Raw genomic sequence first — 24,124 nt, 5'->3', positions numbered from 1 at the left:
CCTCCGGCCGAAGCTATGCCGGCACAATACCCATACTTCCTTGCGCGAAACTGAATCGCTTCCAAGCCCTCGATTCAAGCCTCACACAAGGCACGGGGACTATCCCTAGCTCCTGATGTGAAATGCGGAAGGACCTGTCGTGGGCATTCTGATTGGACTGGTGGTAACGCTCGGCTGCGTCCTTGGCGGCTTCATGGCCATGGGCGGCCATCTTCACGTGCTGATCCAGCCATGGGAGGTCGTGATCATCTGTGGTGCGGCTTTTGGCACCTTCCTCGTTGCCAATCCGATGAAGACGGTCAAGGACACCGGCAAGGCCATTCTCGAAGCCTTCAAGCAGGCGGTGCCGAAGGAACAGGACTATCTCGAGACGCTCGGCGTGCTGCACTCGCTGATGCGCGAGCTGCGCTCGAAATCCCGCAGCGAGGTCGAGGCGCATATCGACAATCCAGAAGAGTCGGCGATTTTCCAGGCGTTCCCAACCGTGCTGCACAATCATGACCTGACGCATTTCATCTGCGACTACTGCCGTATCATCATCATCGGCAATGCCCGCTCGCACGAGATCGAGGCGCTGATGGACGAAGAGATCCAGACCATCAGGTCCGACAAGATGAAGGCCTATCACGCGATGGTGGCGGTGGGCGATGGCCTGCCGGCGCTCGGCATCGTCGCCGCCGTGCTCGGCGTGGTCAAGGCGATGGGCGCGCTCGACCAGTCGCCGGAAATCCTCGGCGGTCTGATCGGTGCCGCACTTGTCGGAACGTTCCTCGGCATCTTCCTGTCCTATTCGGTGGTCGGGCCGGTCGCCACCAAGATCAAGACGGTGCGCGAGAAAAAGAACCGCCTCTATATCATCGTCAAGCAGACGCTGCTGGCCTACATGAACGGCGCGCTGCCGCAGGTGGCGATCGAGTTCGGCCGTAAGACCATCTCGTCCTATGAACGGCCGACGATCGATGCCGTCGAGCAGAGCACGATGAATACCGGCACCGTCGAAAAGAAGGCCGCCTGAACGATGCGCGATAGATCGGTCCCAGCACTGTCATGACCAGTCCGGGCAGCCCAGCGGAAGCGCGTTCGCTGATCATCGAGCGTCTGGTCGGCGACAGCGGCGAGGCCGCGCAGGTCATCGACGCAGGCCGCGCCATGGCCGAACGCGCCGTACCGCTGTTGCAGAAAAGCCTGACCAGCGAGCTTGGCGTTCCGGTCGTCGTCGATCTCAAAGCGATCGAGGTCAGCCGCGTTCCCGAGGCGCGTTCGCGTGCCGGCGACACGTTTGCCATGACCGTGATCGGCTCGTCCGCGTCCTCTGATGCGATGACCCTGGTGATCGATGCTCCGGCGATCGCGATCATGGTCTGCACGCTGTTCGGCGGCGACCCGGATCTGCCGGCATCGCCGATCGAACGCGATCTGTCGCAGATCGAAATCGATGTTTCGACCATGGTGTTCCAGCAGGTCGCGCAGGCCCTCAACGGATCGGGAAAGCGCTCGCTCGACCTGCGCCTGCCCGCGCCGCGAGCAATGTCCGGCACCGAGGCGAAGCGGTATGTGCTGCGCGATGGCGCGGCAATCCGTATCGTGCTTGGCATCTCGACGCCGGCCGACAGTGGCACCGTCACGGTGACGATGCCGCAGCGCGTCGTGCTGGCCAGCCGCGACGGAGCCGTGCCTGTCAGCGACGACGATCACGGCCCCAGCTGGCGCGCCCGCTTTTCGGAAGAGGTGATGCGCTCCACCGTGGCGCTCGAGGCCACGATGCCGCTGGCGCGGCTGACGCTCGGCGATCTCGCCGGTTTCGAAATCGGCGACGTCATCGAATTCGAGGAAACGGCCCAGTCCCAGGCGCGTCTCAGCGCACGGGGCAAGACGCTGTTCATATGCGAGTTCGGCAAACTGGGACAGAATTACACCGTCCGGATCAGGCATCCTTACGACGCCGGGCAGGACTTTATCGACGGGCTGATGCCGGCTGCCGCCGGACGCGCCTGAGCATTTGGAGACGATCATGGCCAAAACCAAGGCGGAAGCCGACCTCGACCAGCCGGACGAGCAGCTCGACCGTGCCATCGAAGAGTTGCGCGGGGTCCTGCATGAAGAGGAGCAACGCCCTGATGCGGCGTTCAGGGCGGCCTCATCAGCCAATTCGAGCGTGATCATGAACATCCCCGTTGATGTCCAGATCATCCTCGGCAGCACCGAGATGCCGGTCTCCGATCTGATGGCGCTGCAAAAAGGGTCGACCGTGGCGCTCAATCGCCGCATCGGGGAACCTGTCGACGTCGTGGTCAACGGCCGCAAGATCGCGCGCGGCGAGATCACCGTGCTGGAAAGCGATCCGTCCCGTTTCGGCATCAGGCTGACCGAAATCATCGCCGGCACGAAGGGCGCCTAGACATGGTTTGCTGGGCTTGCCGGTGGCAGCGGAGGCGAGTGGCATGACGACGCCGGTGACCTTGACCCGCGCGCAGAAGGCGGCCGCCATACTTGTGGCTATGGGCAAGCCGTCGGCCAGCCGCCTGCTGAAATTCTTCAAGCAGGAAGAACTGAAGGCGCTGATCGAGGGCGCCCGCCTGCTTCGGACGATTCCGCAAAGCGATCTCGAACGTATCGTCGCCGAGTTCGAGGCCGAGTTCACCGAAGGGGCGGGATTGCTCGATTCCGCCGACAGGATGGACACCATCCTCAACGAATCGCTCTCGCCCGAAGAGATGAGCGCGATCATGGGCGACAAGAAATTCGAGGTCGCACCGGAAGGTCCGCCGCCGATCTGGCCCGAGCTCGAAAAGCTCGAACCGGCGCGGCTTGGTGCCTTCCTGGCCGGCGAGCATCCGCAGACGGCGGCCATGGTGTTGTCGAAGCTGGCGCCGCAGGTGGCGGCCAACGTGCTGCTGACACTGACCAAGCCGATGCGTGGAGAAATCATCAAGCGCATGGTGACGATGGCCAATGTTCCCGACGCTGCCGCCAGGATCGTCGAAAACCGGCTGCGCACCAGCGTGCTGGCGGAAACCTCGACCAAGGACACCTCGGCCGGGCAGGCGCGTGTCGCCAGCGTTCTCAACGAACTCGACAAGCCGCTGCTCGAGGAAGTCATGCAGGATCTGGAAGCCGCCGGCACGCCTGATCTCGACGGTGTGAGGGCCCGGCTGTTTGCTTTCGACGACTTGCCGCTGCTCGCCCAGAAAGCGCGGGTGCTGCTGTTCGACGGGCTGTCGACGGAGCTGGTCACGCTGGCCCTGCGCGGCACTTCGGCCGCACTCGCAGAATCGGTGCTGTCGGCCATCGGCGCCCGCTCGCGGCGCATGATCGAAGCCGAACTCGGACAGGGCTCGGACGGGGTCCCTCTCGCCGACATCACAGCGGCCCGCAAGACGATCGTTACGACGACGATCCGGCTGTCGCGCGAAGGCGCCTTCGAACTACCCTCGACCCAAGACGCCGCCTAAGGCCGCGCCATGGCTGACGCGGTCGACAAGGATTCGAAAACCGAAGAGGCGACGGAAAAGAAGATCCGCGACACCATCGAACAGGGCAAACTGCCCCATTCGCGGGAGACAGCGCTCTTTGCCTCGTTCGTTGCCATACTGGTGTTCACCGTCTTCTACGCCAAGGATGCGATCATCGATCTCGGCATGTTCCTGTCGATGTTCCTGGAGAAGCCGGAAGCCTGGCCGATGGACACGGAGACCGACGTCATCGCGCTCTACAAGATCGTCCTCCTCGAGGTTGGCCGCGCCGTCCTGAGCCTGATGGTGCTGCTGACCGTCGCCGGCGTCGGCGCCTCGGTGTTCCAGAACATGCCGCAATTCGTAGGCGAGCGGGTCCGGCCGCAACTCTCGCGCATTTCGATCGCCAAGGGGTGGAACAGGCTGTTCGGCATCCAGGGTTGGGTCGAGTTCCTGAAGTCACTCGGCAAGGTCGGGTTTGCCATCGTCGTGCTGAGCTTCACGCTGTCGGAAGACCACCGAAAGCTGCTCGCCGGGATGATCACCAATCCGGTCGCATTCGGTCTCGTCATCCGCGGCATCGCCGTCGACATCCTGGTGGCGATCGTCTTCGTCATGGGGCTGATCGCGGCAATCGACATCGTCTGGTCGCGCTTCCACTGGAAGCAGGATCTGCGCATGAGCAAGCAGGAGGTCAAGGACGAGTTCAAACAGTCCGAGGGCGACCCGATCGTCAAGTCGCGGCTGCGCTCGCTGGCGCGCGACCGGGCGCGCAAGCGGATGATGACGGCGGTGCCGCGCGCGACGCTGATCATCGCCAACCCAACGCACTTCTCGATCGCGCTGAAATATGTGCGAGACGAGGACTCGGCACCCATGGTGCTGGCCAAGGGCCAGGATCTGGTGGCGCTGAAAATCCGCGAGATAGCGCGGGAACACAACATCCCGGTCTTCGAGGACGTGGCGCTCGCCCGCTCCATGTACAAGCAAGTTTCGGTCGATAGTGTGATCCCGTCACAATTCTACCAGGCCGTCGCCGAACTGGTGCGGATCGTCTACTCGAAAAAGGCTGAGCGCAGACAGATTTCATGAACCGGCAACCGCACGCAAAATCTCGCGAGATCATCGTCGCCAGCGCCATCGAGCAGGTGGTGGGGGAACTCAGGCTGATCGATGTCGCCGACTACATCGCCTTTATCCGGCTGGAGCATTTCGCGTGCCTGTCGGACCTGGTCGATTCAGCGGTTGAGTTGTTCTTCATGCCGGGCACTCTGCGGCTCGGCCATGGTGGTGAGGCGCATGTCGACTGGAGCGGCAGCCCGCGCATCGTGCTCGATCTGGAACTGAGGCCGCCCGGCGTCACCGTGTATTTCCAGCTGACGCTGAGCGAGCTTGGCGCTTCGGTGGCGGTCAACTACGTGTCGTTCGAGAAGCCGGGCGAAGACCCGGATCACAATACGGCGCTGCTCGAGGCGGTGATCGAAGAGGCGCGTATCCGCAAGGTCGAGCCGCTCGCCTATCGCTGACCGCCGGTCGCCTTTCGAAGCGCTGCCGAATTCCCCTATTCGATCAAGCCCAGCCGCAGCGCCTTGGCAACGGCCTGGTTGCGATTGACGGCGTTGAGCTTCTGGGTCGACTGGGTCAGATACTGGTTGGCGGTGTGCACCGACAGTTTCAGGAGCCGCGCGATCTCCTCGCTGGTGTTGCCATTGGCGGTCAGCTTCAGGCATTCGAGTTCGCGCTTGGAGATTGCGCGCATGCGGCCGGCATCGCCCGGACGGATGCGAGCGACGGCGGCGAATAGCGAAAAGCAGCGGGCGTGTATTTCGTAGAGCGCTTCCTGTTGCAAGGTCATCTCCGAGCCCAGGAACACGACAAGGCCGCATTGGCCGCGGTCGGCGTGCACGGGAAAAGCGATGCCGCTGGTTCCGGGCGCCAGCGCCGCCATCCGCTCGGTCCAGGCGAGATTGCCAAACAGCTCCGCCATGGCGGCGACGCCGTCATCCGTCCACCAGCGCGGTTCGGTCGAGAGGCGGGTGTGGCGCACGATCTCCTCGCCGTTGGCGCCTGAGATGAACTTGGTCGCCACGGCAATGCCCGGATAGTCGGAATCAAAGCATGGCACGAGCCGCGCCCGCTCGGGCGAGGGGCTTACGAAGAAGAGGCCGAAAGCCGAGGCATTCATGTCAACGGCGATCCAGCGGCAGCGGCGCACGGCATCGGGAATGGTGACCGCGTGATGGGTTTCGGAGCCAAGGGTGAAGGCTCCGAACGGGTTGCGCTGCTCGTTGAAAAGGGCTTCGGCCGTTTCCTTGATATCGGCGTGTTTCAAATGATGCCGCTCCTGATCGCCGTGGCGATGGCCATCGCGCGGTTGCTGGCCGCGAATTTCTGGATGGCGTGGGTGATGTAGCTGTTGACGGTGTTGGAGGAGACGCCAAGGATGACGGCGACCTCGTCGGTGGTCTTGCCTTCGGAAACCCAGAACAGGCATTCGCGCTCGCGATCCGACAACGGATCCTGCATGGCGGCAGCGGCAATCAGTTGCGGGATGTGCGAGAGCGCGTAGCAGCATTTCAGTTGCGCCCGCATCAACGCCGGCTGGTCGATGCTGCCGGCGGTCGCCGCAGAGAACAGGGCGAACAGGCGCTGGCGACCGACATTGAGGCGCAGCGAATAGATTTCGGCATGGCCGAGCACGTCGAGAAGGCGGGCTTCCTCTCCGGTGATCAATCCGTCTGTTTCTGGTGCCTGGGATGCCACGAGCGGATGTGGACGGATACCTGGCGCGACGGTGAGCGCGCCTTGCGCGAGCCCGGCGATCAGCCGCTTGCCGATCAGCTCGATGGCATCGAAAATCCAGTTGGAGGAGACGATGCGCGCATCGTTGCGGTCCTGGTCGTGGACAATGGCGACCAACATGTAGCTGTCGGCGCCGATCTCGGCGGTCAGTTGCATGAAAAAGCTGGTGAGATCGCCGCGCGACGTCAGGCGCGAGCCCAATGTGTCGGATTGAAGAAGTGCGGCGGGACTGCTCATTCTTGTTGCTTTTGGCCGGAATCGTTTCTGCTGTCCGGATGCTGGAAAGCCAGCCGCCGAACCCGAATACGCATTACTTTGACGAAGACACACGCGTGGCGCAGGGCTGCGCCGAACCAAATCCCGAATCCATTCAGGGAACGCGAAGCCGTCCGCGTCTGGTGCCGGAAAAGCTCCGGAACAAGAGACTTTGGGTGGTCGCCGCGCCCCCCAAGGACCGGCTGATTCGGGTCTAATCTACCCGCAGTTGAATCTGACATCAAACGCGATTTGACAAAATCGAATCCGATGGACTCACGTGCGACTCAGAGGTCGGTTTTCGCGCCTCGGACAGAAGACCGGGACGCGAAAATCTTCGCCGGCCATTTCGGCGGCCGGTTGATTTCCCCAGGGCGCATATAAATGGACGGGCGCGCCGGTTGCTGGCGCCGAAGGCTGGTGCCTTGGCCCGATAGTGGGAACCGGGCGATGTTGCCGCCCGGTCCCGGCCGTCCCTTGCTTATGCCTGTCGTTGTCCCAAAACCGCCAGATGCTCCTGGACGACAGGCATTTACCGATCCTCGAACCCGGTCAGCACGCCGACCGCGTTGATGCCGATCTCCTCGACGGCATAGCCGCCTTCCATGACGAACAGCGTCGGCAGGCCGAGCCCGGCGATGCGGCGGCCGATCTTGGGATAGTCCGATGTCTTCAGCTTGAACTGGCTGATCGGGTCCTTCTCGAACGTATCGACACCCAGCGAGACGATGACGACATCCGGTGCATAAGCGGTGAGCCTGGCGCAGGCATCCTCGAGCGAGGCGTTCCATGCATCCCAGTCGGTGCCGAAGGGCATCGGATAGTTGATGTTGAAGCCTTCGCCGGCACCCGCGCCGCGTTCGTCGGCATGGCCGAGGAAGAACGGGTACTCGACCATCGGATCGCCATGCAGATTGAGCACCTGGACGTCGGCACGGTCGTAGAAGATCTCCTGCGTGCCGTTGCCGTGGTGATAGTCGACGTCGAGGATCGAGATGCGTCTGGCGCCCTGGTCGCGGAACCATTGCGCGGCGACGGCGGCGTTGTTGATGTAGCAATAGCCGCCCATAAAGCCAGCCCCGGCATGGTGGCCGGGCGGACGGCAGAGCGCGAAGGCGGAAGCCTCGCCATCCTTGACCAGGCCGGCGGCGGTCAGCGCCACATCGTAGGAAGACTTGATCGCAGCCCATGTGCCTTCGACGAAGGTGGCGCCGGCATCGAAGGAATAATAGCCGAGCAGTGCGTCGACGCGCTTTGGCGGCACGTCGCCGCGCAGGCCGCGCGTCGGCCAGGTGAAGGGCATCGCCGTGCCCGTGAGGCCTGCTTGCAGCCATTGCGGCCAGACCGTCGGGAGAAAGTCGATATAGTCTGATTTGTGGATGCGCTTGGCGGCGGCGAGGTCATGTTCGTGCGGCGCGATGATGGGACCCAGTTTCTCGCTTTCGACCCGTGCCTTGATGAATTCGGCCCTCGATGGCTTTTCGAAACCCGGCACGATGGCTGATGTGACCAGTTCCATTTGGCCGGCATGGCCGGCGTGAAGGGGGGAGAAAACAGTCTTCATAAATTCCTCTCGAAGTGCGAAATCAGTCAAGATTCAAGATTGAGATAAGGGCTCACCAGAGCGAGCCACATTCTTTCCACATCATCCTCGATGAGGTCGTATGTCTTGCGGTCGCTTTTCAGCCCGACAAGCCGGCAGGCGTGCCCGACGTCCATCATCAGCACGCCGAGCCGGCTGGCGATCTTGTTTTCAAGCGCCGGGTTCACATGCTGCAGCCATGCGGCGTAGAGCGCGATGATCTGCTCGTCATATTCGTTTTGGATCGGCCTGAGGTCGGCGTTGCCTGAAATGGCCTCGATCACCGGCATCAGGCTGGCGTTTTCGAGGTAGAGTCTGGACGTGTCGATGAAGAGCTTGCGCACTTCGCGCCGAAACTCTTCACGGTTGGTGGGCGGGGCGACCTTGATACGCTTGGCGATCACCTCGGGGAAGGATGACAGCCAGCGCCGGGCGAGGTCCAGAAGAATGGCTTCCTTGTTGGGGAAGTATTGGTAGATCGAACCAACCGACAAGCCTGCGCGCTGCGCAATGGCGAGCGTCGTCGGCGTCTTGGTTCCTTGCTCCCGCGTCAAGACCAGCGCTGCGTCGAGAATCCGGTCGACCACCTTGCTGGAGCGTTGTTGCCGCGGCTGTTTGCGCGGTTCGAGCGCTATCCTGGTTTTGCGGTCGAGACTGCGCTTCACGGCTTGATGTCCTCGTTCCCCGCCCGGTCTCAACATGGTGGGAGCTTGCTGTCCACAATACATTCCAGATTCGGTATGTTGACAAACGCGAATAATCAGTCGCATTCTTTATCCACGCTGCCTCTTGGGATGACAAGGGGAATTTCCAAGACAGCGCGCTGGCATTCTTTTTCGTCCCATGGCGCCGCTCCGGTGGAGTGGCAGGTCGTTGGACAAGAGGTTGTCGGTCTCAGTCAGTCGTCAAAAGCGCGGAGTCGCGATGTCTGTCACAGGTGCGGGTCACAATGCGGATCTGATCGTCATCAATGGTCGTGTACTGACCATCGACGACGACAATCCCACCGCCGAGGCTGTCGCCGTCAAGGATGGCGCAATCGTCGCCATCGGCAGCCGCGCCTCCATCGAAGAGTTCAAGGGACCGGCCACCAGGGTCATCGACGCCAAGGGCGGTTCGGTGGTCCCGGGGTTCATCGAAGCCCATATGCATCTGTTTTCGGGCGGGGCTGAACTTGCCCACCTTCAACTCACCGGTATTCATGGCTTCGAGGCGCTGCAGAAGGCGATCCGCGACTATGCGCCGACCCGGCCCGACGCGAAGATGCTGGTCGGCCAGGGCGTCGACTACACCGTGCTCGGCAGCGAGCGCGTGACGCGCCATCACCTCGACGCCATCTTGCCCGATCGCCCGTTCTGCATGGCGGCGCCCGACCATCACACCATGTGGGCCAACACCAAGGCGCTGGAAATGGCCGGCATCCTGCAGGGGCGCACGCTTGGTCCGGGCAATGAGATCGTCATGGGTGACGATGGTCTGGCCGCCGGTGAATTGCGCGAAGGCGAGGCCTTTGGCCCGGTGCTCGATCTTGCCGGCGAAGGCCGGGTGCGGCTGGGGCTGTCGACCGGCGGCGAGCCGGACCCGATGCCGACGACGGCGGAGCGGGACGCCGACCGCGACATCATGCGGCGCGGGCTCGCCTGGTGCGCCCGCCACGGCATCACCTCGATCCAGAACATGGACGGCAATCTCTATCAGCTTGAGCTGCTGGCCGAGATCGACGCCGAGGAAGGCTTGCCCTGCCGCGTCAAGATCCCGTTCCACTACAAGAATTTCATGACGCTCGACATGCTCGACAAGGCCTCTGATATGGCCGAACGCTACAACAGGGAATGGCTGTCGTCGGGCATGGTCAAGGTGTTCTACGACGGCGTTCTCGATTCCTGGACAGCTGTCATGGTCGAGCCTTATGCCGACCGGCTCGACTGGGTGGGCGAGCCGCTGTTCACGCCGCAACAGTTCATCGATCTGGCCGTCGCGGTCGACAGACGCGGGCTGCAGATCGCCGTGCATTCGATCGGCGACGGCGCGGTGCGCGCGGTGCTCGACGGTTATGAGGCGGCGCAGAAGGCGAACGGCAAGCGCGACAGCCGTCACCGCGTCGAGCACATCGAGGTCACCACCACCGCTGATGTGCCGCGTTTCGCCGAACTCGGCGTCATTGCCTCCATGCAACCGCCGCATCCGCCGGGCGCAATGGATTTTCCACTGGAGCCGACGGTATCGCGCATCGGACCGGCGCGCTGGCCGCTGAGCTATGCCTGGCGGACCTTGAAGGATGCCGGCGCGCATGTCGTCTTCGCATCCGATTGGCCGGTGTCGCCGATCGATCCGATCCTGGGCATTCAGGCGGCGGTGTTGCGCAAACCGTGGGCAGAAAGCGACCCGGACCAGAGTTTCTCACTGCATGAAGCGATCGCCGGTTACACGATCGAGGGCGCCTATGCCGAATTCGCCGAGCACCGCAAGGGCACGCTGAAATCAGGCTACATGGCCGATCTGGTGGTTTTGTCGATGGATATCGAGAACACCGCCCCGGCCGACCTGCACAAGGTGCGGCCGGTGACGACGATTTGCGGCGGCAAGGTCACCTATCAGGCCTGACTATGGCATGGGGCTTGCAGGCCTCAATGACTGATTGAACTGTGACCCAATGCCGGGCTTGCCAACCCACCGGCCATGTGGTCACATCGAACAGGGGAAAAGCTCCGCCAGCAAGAGCGGGGTCAACAGTGAGGCGTAATCGTGCCGGACAAACCGGATCGGAATGCGATTGAAGTAGTAAACGTCAGAAAAATTTTCGGATCAGGTGAGGGGCAGGTAGCTGCCCTCGACACGGTCTCGGTATCTATCCGCGAGAACGAATTCTTCACGTTGCTGGGGCCATCCGGCTGCGGCAAGACGACGTTGCTCAGGCTGATCGCCGGCTTCGACTTTCCAACCGCCGGTGAGATCCTGCTCTACGGCCAGGACATCGCGCCGCTGCCGCCCTTCAAGCGGCCGGTCAACACCGTGTTCCAGTCCTACGCGCTGTTCCCGCATATGACGGTGGCCGACAATATCGGCTTTGGCCTGGAAATGCTGGGCAAGCCGAAGGCCGAGATCAAGGCGCGCGTCGCCGAGATGCTGAAGCTGGTCAAGATGGAAGCTCTCGCCGGCCGCCGCACCGGCCAGATTTCCGGCGGCCAGCAGCAGCGCGTGGCTCTGGCGCGGGCGCTGGCGCCGCAGCCGAAGGTGCTGTTGCTCGACGAACCGCTGTCGGCGCTCGACTTCAAGCTGCGCAAGGACATGCAGATCGAATTGAAACGACTGCAGCATGAGACCGGCATCACCTTCATCTTCGTCACCCATGACCAGGAAGAAGCGCTGACGATGTCGGATCGCATTGCGGTGATGTCGGCGGGCAAGATCCTGCAGGTCGGCTCGCCGTGGGACATCTACGACAAGCCGGCGGAGCGCTTCGTCGCCGACTTTATCGGTGAAACCAACTTTCTCACCGCCGCGGTCTCGAACATCGGCAATGGCAAGGCGCGCGCCACACTCAAATCCGGCGCGACCATCGAGGCGACCGTTGCCGAGGGCTTCCAGCCGAAGGACAACGCCACTGTGGTGGTGAGGCCCGAGCATGCCAAGCTGACCAAGGACAAGGGCGAATTGTCCGGCACTGTCGACAACATCGTCTATTTCGGCACCGACACTCATATATATGTGCGGCTCGACAGCGGCGAGGTCTTCACCGTGCGCCAGCAGAACACGCGCAGCGCGGGCTGCGGCTTCGAGCGCGGCGACAAGGTCGGCATCGTGATCGGCAATGACGCCGCGCAAGTGGTGAGGGACTGATGGCGAGCGCGGAAGAAGTCGCCAAGGAAGCTGAACGCAGAGATATCCGCGATCGGTGGGTGCTGTCGGCGCCGGCACTGATCATCATCTTCCTGGCGGCGTCCGGCCCGCTGCTGATCGTCGTGATCTATTCCTTCCTGACGCCGGGGCCCTATGGCGGCGTGGTGTGGAAATTCTCCACCGATGGCTGGCTGTCGGTGCTGTTGCAGCGCGACATCTTCGACGACACTCTGGCCTTCGCCGATGCGCATTTGTCGATCTTCTGGCGTTCGATAAGCCTGTCGTTCTACACCACCGTGCTGACGTTGTTCTTCGGCTTCCCCACAGCCTATTTCATCGCCACGCGACCGCCGAAGACGCGCGAGGTCTGGGTTTTCCTCGTCACCATTCCGTTCTGGACTAATCTCCTGATCCGCACCTTCGCCATGCAGCAGGTGATCCGCAACGAAGGGCTGGTCAACACGGCGCTGATGGCGCTCGGCATCATCAAGCAACCGCTGCAGATCATGAATACCGACGCGGCCATCTTGCTCGGCATGATCTATGTCTACCTACCTTTGATGGTGCTGCCGATCTACGCCTCGATGGAGAAGCTCGACTTCCGGCTGGTCGAGGCCGGATATGACCTTTACGCCGGTCGCTGGCAGGTTCTGCGCCGCATCGTCTTCCCGTTGATCAAGCCCGGCGTCATAGCCGGCTCGATACTGGTCTTCATTCCCTCGCTTGGCGCCTATGTCATTCCGCGGGTGCTGGGCGGCGGCAAGAACATGATGCTCGGCAACCTGATCGAACTGCAGTTCGGCGCGGGCCGTAACTGGCCGCTTGGCGCGGCCATCTCAATTACGCTCATGGTGCTGGTGATGATCGCGCTCCTGTTCTACGTGCGCAACGCATCCCGGTCGGAGGGAGCCCATGGCTAAGCGTCCGTTCGACATCCAGGCGCAACCCGGCTTCGGGTTCATGGCGCTTCTGACCTTCTTCGCGCTCTATCTGCCGATCGCGGCGCTCGTCACCTATTCGTTCAACACGGCGGATTCGCTTTCGCGCTGGGATGGCGTCTCACTGCGCTGGTTTATTTCGGCCTGGCACAATTCGGCTGTGCAGGACGCCTCCGTCCGCTCGCTCGTGCTGGCAGTCTCGGCCGCCGCGCTGTCGACGATCGCCGCCACCATGGCTGCTCTGGCCACGACCCGCACGCGGCCCTATCCCGGCCTTACCTTCAAATACGCCTTCATCAACCAGCCGCTGATGGTGCCGGAGATAGTCACCGGCGTCGCGCTCCTGATCGTGTTCTCGCGCATCAAGGTCTGGACCGGTTACTCAGGACTCGGTTACCTGATCGCCGCCCACACCGCCTTCTGCATCCCGTTCGCTTACCTGCCGATCCGGGCGCGGCTGGACAGCATGGACCTGACGCTGGAGCGCGCAGCCGCCGACCTATACGCCACGCCCTGGAAAGCCTTCCGTTTCGTGACGCTGCCGCTCTTGAGGCCGGCCATCATCGCGGGCTTCATGCTCGCCTTCGTCATTTCGCTCGACGATGTGGTCATCACCGAATTCGTCAAGTCCGGCGGCCAGGATACGCTGCCCACCTACATGCTCGGCCAGTTGCGGCGCGAAACGAGCCCGGAAATCAATGCGATCGCCACGGTATTTCTTGCGCTGTCGGTGGTGCTCGTAACCGTGTTCTACTTCGTCAATAGGCGCAAGCCATAACCAACGATTGCCAAACGGGAGAATAGCAATGAAATGGAAGACCACGGCTGCCACGCCGGTATTCGCAATGTTTGCCTTTGCGGGCAGCGCGTATGCGGAAGGCGAACTCAGCATCTTTAATTGGGGCGACTACACTAGCCCCGAGATGATCAAGAAGTTCGAGGATACCTATAAGGTCAAGGTGACGACCACCGACTACGACTCCAACGACACCGCGCTAGCAAAGGTACGCGCCGGTGGTCATGGCTTCGACATTGTGGTGCCGTCGGCCAACTACGTGCCGATCTGGGTGAAGGAAGGGCTTCTGCTTGAGGCCCGGCCCGACCAGATGGAGAACTTCAAGAATGTCGACGAGCGCTGGGTGAACGTTCCCTGGGATCCGGGCCGTCATTATACGGTTCCGTGGCAGTGGGGCGTGACCGGCATCGGCGTCAACACAAAGGTCTATGACGGCGACATCAACACCTCGGCCATCTTCCTCGATCCGCCGAAGGAACTGGTTGGCAAGATCAATGTCGCGCCGGAAATGAACGACGTGCTGTTCGCCACCATCAAGTATCTGGGCGGCAACTGGTGCACGGACGACAAGGAATTGCTCAAGAAAGTGCGCGACAAGCTGGTGGAGGCCAAGCCGAAATGGCTGGCCATGGATTATAGCGTGACCGATAAGCTACCGGCCGGCGACTATTCGGCCGTCTACTACTGGAACGGCGCCATCATGCGCTCGCGCATCAAGAACCCCGACATCAAGTTCGGCTACCCGAAGGAGGGCTTCCCCTTTTTCATGGACAGTGTTGCCATCCTCAAGGATGCCAAGAATGTCGACAACGCCAAGCTGTTCATGAACTTCATCATGGATCCCGAGAACGCCGCCATGATCTCCGCCTTCGCCAAATATGCCAATGGCATCAAGGGCTCGCAGGCATTCTTGCCAGCCGACATGAAGGATGCGCCCGAACTGGTGGTACCGCCAGAACTGGAGAAAGCGGGGGAGTTCCTCACCCCTTGCTCGCCCGAGGTGCAGCAACTCTACACGCGCATCTGGACGGACGTTCAGAAATAGCGGCACTCCGCCTTCTTCCGCGCGAGTTGGAAGACGGCGGGTCAAGGGCCGTATGAGGGGTAGCGCTGAATTCGCAGCGTTCGCGCCGCCCCTCACCTGGCCTGCCGGCATTGCTCTTCGCCATGGCGTCGGGCGTTCGTCACTCGAAAGGCCCAATCGGGGGCTTTTTCGTCCGCTGTGCAGACCGCCCTCATTCAAGTGAACTGAAGAGCGGCATGCGGCGGCAGGGGATTTTCATGCAGTCATACCGCAACAGCGACGCGCGGCCGCCGATCATGCAGGGCTCGCCGCCCGCCATGGTACCGCCGAAGCTCGACTGGGACCGGCCGCCGTGGAACCGCTGGGCGTTCCAGCACATCCGTGAAATTCTGCCGACCGCCGAAGTCTGGCGCGGCAATGGCCATCGCCACCGCTTCGAACGCGCCGAGGTTGATCTCGAGGGGCTGGCGGTCGAGGACAGCGAGGGCATGCCGACGACGCTCGCCGGGTTGCTCGACGAGACCTATACGGACGGCTTTCTGGTGCTCAAGGACGGCAAGGTCGCCTATGAGCGCTATTTCAACGGCATGGATGAGCGCACGCTGCACTTGTCGCAGTCGATGGCGAAGTCCGTTACCGGTTCGGTGTTCGGCATACTGGTCGGGCGCGGCCTGATCGATCCGGCCAGACTGGTAACAGATTACCTGCCGGAACTCGGCGTTACCGGCTGGACCGGCGCCAGCGTCCAGCATGTGCTGGACATGACCAGCGGCGTCCGTTTCTCAGAGGAATATACCGACCGCTATTCCGACATCGGCCAGGTCGATGTCGCCACCGGCTGGAAGCCGGTGCCGCCGGACAGCGATCCGGCCTTTCGTTGGCCCTCGCACATGTTCGAGCTGATCCTCGGCTTGAAGGACACGATCCGCCCGCACGGGGCTCAATTCGAATACCGCTCGATCGAGACCGACGTGCTTGCCTTCATCATGGAGCGGGTGACGGGCAAACGGCTGCCGCAGGTAGTTTCGGAAGAACTCTGGCAAAAGCTCGGCGCTGATGAAAGCGCCTGCTTCACGGTCGATAGCGCCGGCTATGCGGTGGCCGACGGTGGCTTCAACGCGACGCTGCGCGACTATGGCCGCTTCGGCCAGCTGATCCTCGACAATGGTGGCGGCGTCGTGCCGGCCGGCTGGGTCGAGGCGACGCGCAACGGCAGGCATGGGCCGGACTTCAGCCCCAGCCTGCCGGAGGGCAGCTATCGCAACCAGTTCTGGATCGAGGATCCGCGCTCGCGCGCACTGATGTGCCGCGGCGTGTTCGGTCAGATGATCCATATCGACTGGAACACCGGAATGGTCGTGGTGAAGCTTTCGACCTGGCCGGATTTCGCCAATGGTGCCTATTCCATAGCGACGCTGAAGGCCGTGCACGCTATCGCCACGGCACTTCGCTGAGCCCCCACAAAGAAGAAACGACCCGGAAGGAAACGCCATGACCGGCAAGACCGTGTTCGAGACCCGCTATGGCTTCCGACGCAACGAGGTGGTGCTCGCCAACTGGCGCGAGAACCCGTTCAACCGGTGGTCGTTCCAGAACCTCGGCGAACTGGTGCCGACCGCCCGCGTGGCGGCGACGTCGGGCGTTGTCGAAACCCCCGTGTGCGATATGGGCGTGCTGCTCGGCGAGAAGGTCGCGATCGCCGGCACGCCGGGGACGGTGGCTGAATTTCTCGCACGTTCGAGCACCGACGCACTGACGGTGATGAAAGGCGGCAAGATCGTCGGCGACTGGTTCGCCCCGCATATGGAATTCGGCGCCCGCCACATCATCTTTTCGATCAGCAAGTCGCTGACCGCCATCATTGCCGGCATTCTGGAAGGCGAGGGCGTATTCGACCCGGAAGCGCCGGTGACGGCCTACATCCCTGAAGCCGCCGGCTCTGCCTATGGCGATGCGAGCGTGCGGCATGTGCTCGACATGAGCGTCAGCCTCGATTTCGAGGAAGCCTATCTCGATCCGGAGAGCGCTTTCGCCCGCTATCGTCGCGCCACGCTGTGGAATCCGGGCGGCGGCACGGAGAGCCTGCGCGAATTCATTTTGACCTTGCAACGCCTTGCAGAGCCGCATGGCCAGACCTTCCGCTACCGCTCGCCGAATTCCGACCTGCTCGGCCTGCTGCTCGAGCGCGCGTCGGGCCAGCGGTTCACCGACCTGATGCGCGAGAAGCTGTGGCTGCCGCTCGGCGCTGTCGGCGAAGCCTCGATCGGCGTCGACATGGAAGGCACGGCGCGCACGGCCGGCGGTATTTCGGTGACGCCGCGCGACCTGGCGCGTGTTGGCGAGATGATGCGGCAAGGCGGGGTGGCCAATGGCCGCCGCATCGTGCCGGAAGCCTGGGTGCGCGATACGGTTGCTAGCGGCGGCAGTTCCGACGCTTGGCAGCGCGGCGCGATGCAGCCGCTGTTCCCGAAGGGCCGCTATCGCAACAAATGGTACCAGACGGGCTTGCCGAACGGCGCCTATTGCGGCATCGGCATTCATGGCCAGTGGCTGTATGTCGATCCCAGGACCGAAGTGGTGATCGCCAAGATGTCGTCGCAGCCCGAGCCGGTCGACGATCCGCTCGATGTCGAAATCGTCGCCTTCTTCGAGGCGCTGAGCCGGATGGTCTGATCCTCGCCTGGCCGCCACATTAGCGCGCGCTTTCCTGTGGACCCGCCGGGCTCATGGAAACGCGGCGGTTGGCGGACCGGACGTCTGCGCCTATGGTCGCCGCTCTTTGGACGAGAGCAGGTACGACATGGCATCCGACATCAAGCGCATTGCAGCCATCATCGCGGCCGAGATCAGCGCGCGGCCCGAACAGGCGGCCGCGGCGATTGAACTGCTCGATGAGGGCGCGACAGTGCCGTTCGTGGCGCGCTACCGCAAGGAAGTCACCGGCGGGCTCGACGACACGCAATTGCGCGATCTTGCCGAACGCCTTGCCTATCTGCGCGAGCTCGATGCGCGTCGCGACAGCATCCTTGGCTCAATCCGCGAACAGGGCAAGCTGACCGAGGAGCTTGAAGGCAAGATCGTCGCCGCCAGCACCAAGGCGGAACTTGAGGACATCTACCTGCCCTACAAGCCCAAGCGCCGGACCAAGGCCGAGATCGCCAGGGAGCGCGGGCTGGGGCCGCTGGCCGAAGCCATCCTGGCGAACCGCTCATTGGTGCCTGCCGAACTGGCGCTGGCCTATGTCAGCGAAGAGGTGGCCGATACCAAGGCAGCGCTCGAAGGGGCGCGCGACATCCTGTCGGAACAATTCGCCGAGAATGCCGATCTGGTCGGAAAATTGCGCAGCTACATGAAGGAGCGCGCCTTCATGCGCGCCAGGGTGGTCGACGGCAAGCAGGAAGCCGGTGCGAAATTCTCCGACTATTTCGACCATGTCGAGCGCTGGGCAAATGTGCCGAGCCATCGCGCGCTGGCGATGCTGCGTGGCCGCAACGAGGAAGTGCTTTCGCTCGACATCGAGGTCGATGCCGATGATACGTCGCCGGTGAAGCCGGTCGAGCGGATGATTACCAATGCCTATGCCGTCGGCGGCAGCCTGCCGGGTGACAGATGGCTGATGGAGGTGGCGGGCTGGACCTGGCGCATTAAACTGTCGCTGCACCTGACACTCGATTTGATGCGCGACCTGCGCGAGCGGGCAGAAGAGGAAGCGATCCACGTCTTTGCCCGAAACCTAAAGGATTTGCTGCTGGCCGCTCCCGCCGGCTCGCGCGCGACGATGGGGCTCGATCCCGGCATCCGCACCGGCGTCAAGGTGGCCGTGGTCGACGGTACCGGAAAGGTGCTGACAACGACGACGGTCTATCCGTTTCCGCCCAGGAATGATGTGCGCGGCACGCAGGCGGAGCTCGCCAAGCTCATCCGGCTGCACAAGGTCGAGCTGATTTCGATCGGCAACGGCACCGGCAGCCGCGAGACGGAAAAGCTGGTCGCCGACATGCTGTCCGACATGCCGGCGGATGGTGGTCCGAAGCCCCTGAAGGTGATCGTCAGCGAGGCCGGCGCCTCGGTCTATTCGGCATCGGCGACGGCGGCGGCGGAATTCCCCGGCCTCGACGTATCGCTGCGCGGCGCGGTGTCGATCGCCCGGCGCCTGCAGGATCCGTTGGCCGAACTGGTCAAGATCGAACCCAAATCGATTGGCGTCGGCCAGTACCAGCACGATGTCGACCAGTACCGTCTCGGCCGCTCGCTGGAAGCGGTGGTCGAGGACGCGGTCAACGCCGTTGGCGTCGACCTCAACACCGCCTCGGCGCCGCTGCTGGCGCGCGTTTCAGGTCTCGGCGCGTCTCTGGCCGACGCGATCGTTGCGCATCGCGATGCGACCGGGCCGTTCGCCAGCCGGAAGGATCTGCTCAAGGTGCCGCGGCTCGGACCGCGGGCCTTCGAACAATCCGCCGGCTTCCTGCGCATCGCCAATGGCAGCGAGCCGCTCGATGCCTCGTCGGTGCATCCGGAGGCCTATGGCGTGGCGAAGAAGATCGTCGCCGCCTGCGGGCGCGATGTGCGGTCGCTGATGGGCGATAGTGCCGCGCTGAAGGCACTCGACCCGCGCGTCTTCGTCGACGAGCGTTTCGGCCTGCCGACGGTGCGCGACATCCTGGCGGAGCTGGAAAAGCCCGGCCGCGACCCGCGCCCAGGCTTCAAGACGGCGACCTTCGCCGACGGCATCGACGACATCAAGGATCTGAAGCCCGGCATGCTGCTTGAAGGCACGGTCACCAATGTGGCCGCCTTCGGCGCCTTTGTCGATATCGGAGTGCATCAGGACGGGCTGGTGCATGTCTCGCAACTGGCCGACCGGTTCATCAAGGACGCGCATGAGGTCGTGAAGGCCGGCGATGTGGTCAAGGTGCGGGTCGTCGACGTCGACATCAAGCGCAAGCGCATCGCGCTTTCCATGCGCAAGGATGGCGGCGAGGGTGGCGCACCGCGTGGCGGGCCACGCGACAATGGTGGCGGCAGGCCGGCACCACGTTCGCCGGCACCGCAGCAACGCCAGCCGGAGCGGCCGGCACAGCAAGGCGCATTCGGTGCTGCCTTGGCGGATGCGCTGAAGCGAAAGTAGCTACCACGCCAGAACGGCCGGCTCCTTCTCGACCTGGCCCAGCAGCCAGTCGCGAAAACTGGCGACTGGCGGATGGCCTCGCTTGTCGTGTGGGACGACGAGATAGTAGGCGCTGCGGCTTTGCATGGGCCGGCCTGGCGCCGGCACCAGCTGGCCGCGCTGCAATTCACCTGCAATGAGGATCAGCGGCAGCAGCGCCACGCCGAGCCCCGCCATGCAGGCCTGGGCGGCGGTGCCGAACTGCTCGAACTGCATGCCGGGCCCGGTCGGCGCGCTCAGGCCCTGATGCTCGAACCATTCGGTCCAGGCGCCAGGACGCGTCGCCATGTGCAGCAGCGGCAGGCGGCCGATATCGGCCGGTGAGGCGATGGCGCGGCCGGCGAGGAATTCGGGCGACACGACCGGCGCCACGGTTTCGCGCACCAACAGTGTCGAGTCGGCCTCGGGCCAGTCCGGCAGGCCATAGTGGATGGCGGCATCCAGCCTCTCCCTGGCGAAGTCGAAGCGGCCGACGCGGGTGACGAAGTTGATGGTGATATCGGGATTGTTTTCTACGAAATCGGGGATCATCGGCATCAGCCAGCGCGTGCCGAAGGTCGGCAGAATAGCCAGGTTCAGGATGCCGCTATGCCGATTGCTCATCAATCCAAGGGCTGCGTCACGCAACTGGCCAAGTGCTGAACGCACCGCCTCGGCGTAGATTTCGCCCGATGTCGACAGCCTGACATTGCGGCTGTCGCGTTCGAACAGCCGGCGGCCGAATTGGTCTTCAAGCGATCTGATCTGCCGGCTGACTGCGCCCTGGGTCAAATCGAGCTCCTGGGCGGCAGCGGTGAAACTGCCCAGCCGGGCCACAGCCTCGAAGGCGGCAAGGGCGCTTATGTTGGGCAAAAGGCGGCGTTGGACACTCATGACCCATTCCTAGAGCTCATTGATCGGTGAATCAATTTCGTTTGATTTTTTCGAGGCGCAGGCCGATAGAACGGGCCAACATTTTGCTTCATGCATGTCATCGTTTTGAGCGACATGCATTGGTTTGGGAGAAACGCGATGGCCGCCGACAAGAACGCATTCGTCTGGGAAGATCCGTTCCTGATCGAGGGCCAGCTTTCGGAAGACGAGCGCATGGTGCGCGACGGCGCGGCCGCCTTCGCCGCCGACAAGCTGGCGCCGCGGATCGAGGACGCCTACCTCAACGAAACTTTCGATACCGCGATCTTCCGCGAAATGGGCGAGGCCGGCCTGCTCGGCATCAACATCCCCGAGGAATTCGGCGGGCTTGGCGCGAACTACGTCACCTATGGGCTGGTCGCGCGGGAAGTCGAACGTGTCGACTCGGGTTATCGCTCGATGATGTCAGTGCAGTCGTCGCTGGTGATGTATCCGATCTACGCCTATGGCTCGGACGAACAGCGCAGGAAGTACCTGCCCAAGCTTGCCAGCGGCGAGTGGATCGGCTGTTTTGGCCTGACCGAGCCGGATGCCGGCTCCGACCCGGGCGGCATGAAGACACGCGCCGAGAGGACAGCCAACGGCTACAAGCTGTCCGGTTCGAAGATGTGGATTTCCAACGCGCCGGTCGCCGACGTGTTCGTTGTCTGGGCGAAGCTGAAGGGCGAGAACGGCAAGGACGAGATCCGTGGCTTCGTGCTGGAAAAGGGCATGAAGGGGCTTTCGGCGCCGAAGATCGGCGGCAAGCTGTCGCTGAGGGCGTCGATCACCGGCGAGGTGGTGATGGAAGGCGTCGAGGTCGGCGAAGACGCGCTGCTGCCCAACGCAAAAGGCCTTGGCGGACCGTTCGGCTGCCTCAACCGGGCTCGCTTCGGCATTTCCTGGGGCTCGATGGGCGCCGCCGAGGATTGCTGGCACCGCGCCCGCCAATACGGTCTCGATCGCAAGCAGTTCGGCAAGCCGCTGGCCGGCACGCAGCTCTACCAGAAGAAGCTGGCGGATATGCAGACCGAGATCGCGCTTGGGCTGCAGGCATCCTTGCGCGTCGGGCGACTGCTGGATGAAGGCAAGATGGCGCCGGAAATGATCTCGATCGTCAAGCGCAACAATTGCGGCAAGGCGCTCGACATCGCCCGCCAGGCCCGCGACATGCATGGCGGCAACGGTATCCAGATCGGCTACCACGTCATGCGCCACGCGCAGAACCTGGAGACGGTCAACACCTATGAAGGCACGCATGACGTGCATGCGCTGATCCTGGGACGGGCGCAGACGGGGATACAGGCGTTTTTCTGAGCCGGCAACCGTTGCTTAAATTAGGTGCACCGCAACATCTCTGCTTGGAGAATGGTCGCCAGATGTGTCAGGGTTCAGCGAAATCGTTTGAAACGCTGAATTCCGGGGCTCCATGGCAATTCTGGCAGCTGTCTACCACCTGACCCACTACAAGTACGACCGGCCGGTGGTTCTCGGGCCCCAGATCATCAGGCTGCAGCCGGCGCCGCATTCCCGCACCAAGGTGCTGAGCCATTCGCTCAAGGTCGAGCCGGCCAACCACTTCGTCAATCTGCAGCAGGACCCCTACGGCAACTTCCTAGCCCGCTTCGTGTTTCCGGAGCCGGTGACGGAGTTGAAGATCGAGGTCGACCTCGTCGCCGACATGACGGTCTACAATCCGTTCGATTTCTTCGTCGAGCCGTCGGCCGAGGCGTTTCCATTCGAGTATCCGGAAGAAATCCGCGACGATCTCGCCATCTATCGCACGCCGGAACCGGCGGGACCGCTGCTGTCGGCGCTGCTGAACACCATTGATCGCAGCGCCCCCAATACCGTCAATTTCCTCGTCGACCTCAATGCTCGGCTGCAGCGCGAGATCGCCTATATCGTGCGGATGGAAACCGGCGTGTTCTCGCCGGAAGAGACCTTGGCCGCGAAAAAAGGGTCGTGCCGGGATTCGAGCTGGCTGCTGGTGCAGATCCTGCGCAACCTCGGCATCGCCGCGCGCTTCGTTTCCGGCTACCTGGTCCAGCTGAAGCCCGATCTGGTAGCACTCGACGGTCCAGCCGGAACCGGCGTCGACTTCACCGACCTGCATGCCTGGTGCGAGGTCTATCTGCCGGGCGCCGGGTGGATCGGATTCGATCCGACCTCTGGCCTGCTCACCGGCGAAAGCCATGTGCCGCTGGCGGCGACGCCGCATTTCCGCAACGCGGCTCCCATTTCCGGCTTGGCAAGCTTCGCCAATGTCGAATTCGGCTTCGAGATGCGGGTCGACCGCATCGCCGAACATCCGCGCATCACCAAGCCGTTCTCGGACGAAAGCTGGCAGGCTCTCGATGCGTTGGGCAACAAGGTCGATGCCGCTCTCGCGGCCGGGGACGTGCGGCTGACCATGGGCGGCGAGCCGACCTTCGTGTCGATCGACGATTTCGAGTCGGCCGAGTGGAACACCGCCGCCGTCGGTCCCACCAAGCGCGAAAAGGCGGACGAACTGATCCGTAAACTGCGCGAGCGCTTCGCGCCCGGCGGCTTTCTCCACTACGGCCAGGGCAAATGGTATCCGGGCGAAAGCCTGCCGCGCTGGACCTTTTCGCTCTACTGGCGTGCCGACGGCCAGCCAGTGTGGAGCGATCCGTCCCTGATCGCACGCGAAAAGAGCGAGGCCGATATCGGCCCGAAGCAGGCCGAAAGCCTGCTCACCGCGATTGCCGGCGAACTCGGCATCGACAAGACCATGGTCAGCGAAGCCTATGAGGATCCGGCCGAATGGCTGCTCAAGGAAGGCAAGCTGCCCGACAATGTCGATCCGTCCAACTCCAGGCTGGAGGATCCGGAAGAACGCAGCCGCATGGCGAAAGTGTTCGAACGCGGGCTGACCAAACCGTCCGGCTATGTGCTCCCTGTCCAGCGTTGGAACAGCCAGGCATCGGATCCGCGCTGGCGCTCGGAAAAATGGAAGACGCGGCGCGGCCGGCTGTTCCTGGTACCCGGCGATTCACCCGTCGGCTACCGCCTGCCACTCGGCACGTTGCCCTATGTGCCGCCGGAGCAATTCCCCTACATCGTGCCGGTCGATCCGTCGCTGCCACGCGGACCGCTGCCCGCGCGTGAAGCCATCCTGCCCTCGGCGGCTCCGGCTGAACTGGAAGGTGCCGACGAGATGGCGCGCCGCCAGCAAGCGGCATCGTTCACCGCTGCGACCGGCCAGCAGGACCGGGTCGAACAAGAGATCACCGAGATCGGCGGCGGGGGGGGGCGCCCCCGGCCGGGGGGGGGGGGGGGTGGGGGGGGGGGGGTGTGGGTGGGGGCGGTCGAGGGGCGGGGAGACGGTCTAGAACTGGTAGCTGAGGGCGAGA

The 24,124-nt window shown here is 63.1% G+C and carries 22 protein-coding genes; 17 read left to right on the top strand and 5 right to left on the bottom strand.

What is annotated here, in order from left to right:
- The first annotated feature begins 139 nt into the window (after positions 1 to 139).
- Genes motA through AC0L3E_RS06055 form a run of 6 tightly spaced genes read left to right on the top strand, consistent with a single transcriptional unit; the run spans position 140 to position 4,978 of the window.
- Positions 140 to 1,015 (top strand): flagellar motor stator protein MotA, encoded by an 876-nt coding sequence (gene motA, locus AC0L3E_RS06080; protein WP_127326683.1) that lies wholly within the window; start codon positions 140 to 142, stop codon positions 1,013 to 1,015.
- 32 nt (positions 1,016 to 1,047) lie between these two features.
- Entirely contained in the window at positions 1,048 to 1,995 is a 948-nt protein-coding gene (locus AC0L3E_RS06075) for a FliM/FliN family flagellar motor switch protein (protein WP_473604451.1), read from the top strand.
- 16 nt (positions 1,996 to 2,011) lie between these two features.
- Positions 2,012 to 2,398, top strand: coding sequence for a flagellar motor switch protein FliN (gene fliN / locus AC0L3E_RS06070; RefSeq protein ID WP_023809994.1), 387 nt, complete (start codon positions 2,012 to 2,014; stop codon positions 2,396 to 2,398).
- Positions 2,399 to 2,441: 43 nt separating this feature from the next.
- Positions 2,442 to 3,452, top strand: coding sequence for a flagellar motor switch protein FliG (locus AC0L3E_RS06065; RefSeq protein WP_473604450.1), 1,011 nt, complete (start codon positions 2,442 to 2,444; stop codon positions 3,450 to 3,452).
- A 9-nt stretch (positions 3,453 to 3,461) separates the two neighbouring features.
- Positions 3,462 to 4,544 carry a flagellar biosynthesis protein FlhB gene (gene flhB / locus AC0L3E_RS06060; RefSeq protein WP_127290384.1) on the top strand — a complete coding sequence of 361 codons (1,083 nt, stop codon included), beginning with the start codon at positions 3,462 to 3,464 and terminating at the stop codon, positions 4,542 to 4,544.
- On the top strand, positions 4,541 to 4,978 hold the full coding sequence (locus AC0L3E_RS06055; RefSeq protein WP_473604449.1) for a hypothetical protein: 438 nt from the start codon (positions 4,541 to 4,543) through the stop codon (positions 4,976 to 4,978). Before flhB ends, AC0L3E_RS06055 begins: the two co-directional genes overlap by 4 nt.
- Positions 4,979 to 5,013: 35 nt before the next feature.
- Here the strand turns inward: AC0L3E_RS06055 and AC0L3E_RS06050 are convergent, their stop codons facing one another.
- A complete protein-coding gene (locus AC0L3E_RS06050) occupies positions 5,014 to 5,784 on the bottom strand; it encodes a response regulator transcription factor (protein WP_473604448.1) in 771 nt (256 codons plus the stop codon).
- Positions 5,781 to 6,491 (bottom strand): helix-turn-helix transcriptional regulator, encoded by a 711-nt coding sequence (locus AC0L3E_RS06045; RefSeq protein WP_473604447.1) that lies wholly within the window; start codon positions 6,489 to 6,491, stop codon positions 5,781 to 5,783. Before AC0L3E_RS06045 ends, AC0L3E_RS06050 begins: the two co-directional genes overlap by 4 nt.
- Before the next feature lie 2 nt (positions 6,492 to 6,493).
- On the opposite strand from AC0L3E_RS06045, the gene AC0L3E_RS06040 reads away from it, so the two are divergent.
- Positions 6,494 to 6,727 (top strand): hypothetical protein, encoded by a 234-nt coding sequence (locus AC0L3E_RS06040; RefSeq protein ID WP_473604446.1) that lies wholly within the window; start codon positions 6,494 to 6,496, stop codon positions 6,725 to 6,727.
- A 314-nt stretch (positions 6,728 to 7,041) separates the two neighbouring features.
- On the opposite strand, the gene AC0L3E_RS06035 is transcribed toward AC0L3E_RS06040, so the two are convergent.
- Both AC0L3E_RS06035 and AC0L3E_RS06030 read right to left on the bottom strand, forming a co-directional pair.
- Positions 7,042 to 8,073: a histone deacetylase family protein gene (locus tag AC0L3E_RS06035; protein ID WP_256745522.1), complete on the bottom strand. Its 1,032-nt coding sequence runs from the start codon at positions 8,071 to 8,073 to the stop codon at positions 7,042 to 7,044.
- 26 nt (positions 8,074 to 8,099) lie between these two features.
- Positions 8,100 to 8,861 carry a TetR/AcrR family transcriptional regulator gene (locus AC0L3E_RS06030; RefSeq protein WP_245463630.1) on the bottom strand — a complete coding sequence of 254 codons (762 nt, stop codon included), beginning with the start codon at positions 8,859 to 8,861 and terminating at the stop codon, positions 8,100 to 8,102.
- 154 nt (positions 8,862 to 9,015) lie between these two features.
- Here AC0L3E_RS06030 and AC0L3E_RS06025 point away from each other — a divergent pair, with 154 nt between their 5' ends.
- The 8 genes from AC0L3E_RS06025 (at position 9,016) to AC0L3E_RS05990 (ending at position 19,817) form a co-directional block, all read left to right on the top strand.
- Positions 9,016 to 10,695 carry an amidohydrolase gene (locus AC0L3E_RS06025; RefSeq protein WP_128307985.1) on the top strand — a complete coding sequence of 560 codons (1,680 nt, stop codon included), beginning with the start codon at positions 9,016 to 9,018 and terminating at the stop codon, positions 10,693 to 10,695.
- 141 nt (positions 10,696 to 10,836) lie between these two features.
- Positions 10,837 to 11,931, top strand: a complete 1,095-nt coding sequence (locus tag AC0L3E_RS06020; RefSeq protein WP_127326686.1) for an ABC transporter ATP-binding protein — start codon at positions 10,837 to 10,839, stop codon at positions 11,929 to 11,931.
- Positions 11,931 to 12,851, top strand: coding sequence for an ABC transporter permease (locus AC0L3E_RS06015; RefSeq protein WP_127268193.1), 921 nt, complete (start codon positions 11,931 to 11,933; stop codon positions 12,849 to 12,851). Before AC0L3E_RS06020 ends, AC0L3E_RS06015 begins: the two co-directional genes overlap by 1 nt.
- A complete protein-coding gene (locus tag AC0L3E_RS06010) occupies positions 12,844 to 13,647 on the top strand; it encodes an ABC transporter permease (protein WP_127268194.1) in 804 nt (267 codons plus the stop codon). Before AC0L3E_RS06015 ends, AC0L3E_RS06010 begins: the two co-directional genes overlap by 8 nt.
- A gap of 28 nt (positions 13,648 to 13,675) precedes the next feature.
- Positions 13,676 to 14,710, top strand: a complete 1,035-nt coding sequence (locus AC0L3E_RS06005; protein ID WP_473604445.1) for an extracellular solute-binding protein — start codon at positions 13,676 to 13,678, stop codon at positions 14,708 to 14,710.
- Positions 14,711 to 14,946: 236 nt separating this feature from the next.
- The gene (locus AC0L3E_RS06000) at positions 14,947 to 16,143 is read left to right on the top strand and encodes a serine hydrolase domain-containing protein (RefSeq protein WP_128308612.1); all 1,197 of its coding nucleotides are present in this window, start codon (positions 14,947 to 14,949) and stop codon (positions 16,141 to 16,143) included.
- Positions 16,144 to 16,180: 37 nt separating this feature from the next.
- Positions 16,181 to 17,362 (top strand): serine hydrolase domain-containing protein, encoded by a 1,182-nt coding sequence (locus AC0L3E_RS05995; RefSeq protein ID WP_473604444.1) that lies wholly within the window; start codon positions 16,181 to 16,183, stop codon positions 17,360 to 17,362.
- 127 nt (positions 17,363 to 17,489) lie between these two features.
- A complete protein-coding gene (locus AC0L3E_RS05990) occupies positions 17,490 to 19,817 on the top strand; it encodes a Tex family protein (RefSeq protein WP_473604443.1) in 2,328 nt (775 codons plus the stop codon).
- On the opposite strand, the gene AC0L3E_RS05985 is transcribed toward AC0L3E_RS05990, so the two are convergent.
- Positions 19,818 to 20,729 carry a LysR family transcriptional regulator gene (locus AC0L3E_RS05985; protein ID WP_127326690.1) on the bottom strand — a complete coding sequence of 304 codons (912 nt, stop codon included), beginning with the start codon at positions 20,727 to 20,729 and terminating at the stop codon, positions 19,818 to 19,820. It abuts the gene before it with no gap.
- A gap of 138 nt (positions 20,730 to 20,867) precedes the next feature.
- Here AC0L3E_RS05985 and AC0L3E_RS05980 point away from each other — a divergent pair, with 138 nt between their 5' ends.
- Positions 20,868 to 22,064 carry an acyl-CoA dehydrogenase gene (locus AC0L3E_RS05980; RefSeq protein WP_127257792.1) on the top strand — a complete coding sequence of 399 codons (1,197 nt, stop codon included), beginning with the start codon at positions 20,868 to 20,870 and terminating at the stop codon, positions 22,062 to 22,064.
- 112 nt (positions 22,065 to 22,176) lie between these two features.
- The coding region (locus tag AC0L3E_RS05975) for a transglutaminase family protein (protein WP_473604442.1) at positions 22,177 to 24,124 on the top strand (1,948 nt) is incomplete at its 3' end.

The organism is Mesorhizobium sp. WSM4822 (genome assembly GCF_055811155.1).
This window is presented reverse-complemented; position numbering and strand designations above follow the sequence as displayed.

Bases quoted from the DNA above. Each gene is read 5' to 3' on its own strand.
- AC0L3E_RS06055 (WP_473604449.1), top strand. From the start codon at position 4,541: ATGAACCGGCAACCGCACGCAAAATCTCGCGAGATCATCGTCGCCAGC.
- AC0L3E_RS06000 (WP_128308612.1), top strand. From the start codon at position 14,947: ATGCAGTCATACCGCAACAGCGACGCGCGGCCGCCGATCATGCAGGGC.
- AC0L3E_RS06065 (WP_473604450.1), top strand. From the start codon at position 2,442: ATGACGACGCCGGTGACCTTGACCCGCGCGCAGAAGGCGGCCGCCATA.
- AC0L3E_RS05985 (WP_127326690.1), bottom strand. From the start codon at position 20,729: ATGAGTGTCCAACGCCGCCTTTTGCCCAACATAAGCGCCCTTGCCGCC.
- AC0L3E_RS06075 (WP_473604451.1), top strand. From the start codon at position 1,048: ATGACCAGTCCGGGCAGCCCAGCGGAAGCGCGTTCGCTGATCATCGAG.
- flhB (WP_127290384.1), top strand. From the start codon at position 3,462: ATGGCTGACGCGGTCGACAAGGATTCGAAAACCGAAGAGGCGACGGAA.
- AC0L3E_RS06010 (WP_127268194.1), top strand. From the start codon at position 12,844: ATGGCTAAGCGTCCGTTCGACATCCAGGCGCAACCCGGCTTCGGGTTC.
- AC0L3E_RS06005 (WP_473604445.1), top strand. From the start codon at position 13,676: ATGAAATGGAAGACCACGGCTGCCACGCCGGTATTCGCAATGTTTGCC.
- AC0L3E_RS06035 (WP_256745522.1), bottom strand. From the start codon at position 8,073: ATGAAGACTGTTTTCTCCCCCCTTCACGCCGGCCATGCCGGCCAAATG.
- AC0L3E_RS06030 (WP_245463630.1), bottom strand. From the start codon at position 8,861: ATGCGACTGATTATTCGCGTTTGTCAACATACCGAATCTGGAATGTAT.
- AC0L3E_RS05995 (WP_473604444.1), top strand. From the start codon at position 16,181: ATGACCGGCAAGACCGTGTTCGAGACCCGCTATGGCTTCCGACGCAAC.
- AC0L3E_RS06015 (WP_127268193.1), top strand. From the start codon at position 11,931: ATGGCGAGCGCGGAAGAAGTCGCCAAGGAAGCTGAACGCAGAGATATC.
- AC0L3E_RS06025 (WP_128307985.1), top strand. From the start codon at position 9,016: ATGTCTGTCACAGGTGCGGGTCACAATGCGGATCTGATCGTCATCAAT.
- AC0L3E_RS05990 (WP_473604443.1), top strand. From the start codon at position 17,490: ATGGCATCCGACATCAAGCGCATTGCAGCCATCATCGCGGCCGAGATC.
- AC0L3E_RS06045 (WP_473604447.1), bottom strand. From the start codon at position 6,491: ATGAGCAGTCCCGCCGCACTTCTTCAATCCGACACATTGGGCTCGCGC.
- AC0L3E_RS05980 (WP_127257792.1), top strand. From the start codon at position 20,868: ATGGCCGCCGACAAGAACGCATTCGTCTGGGAAGATCCGTTCCTGATC.
- fliN (WP_023809994.1), top strand. From the start codon at position 2,012: ATGGCCAAAACCAAGGCGGAAGCCGACCTCGACCAGCCGGACGAGCAG.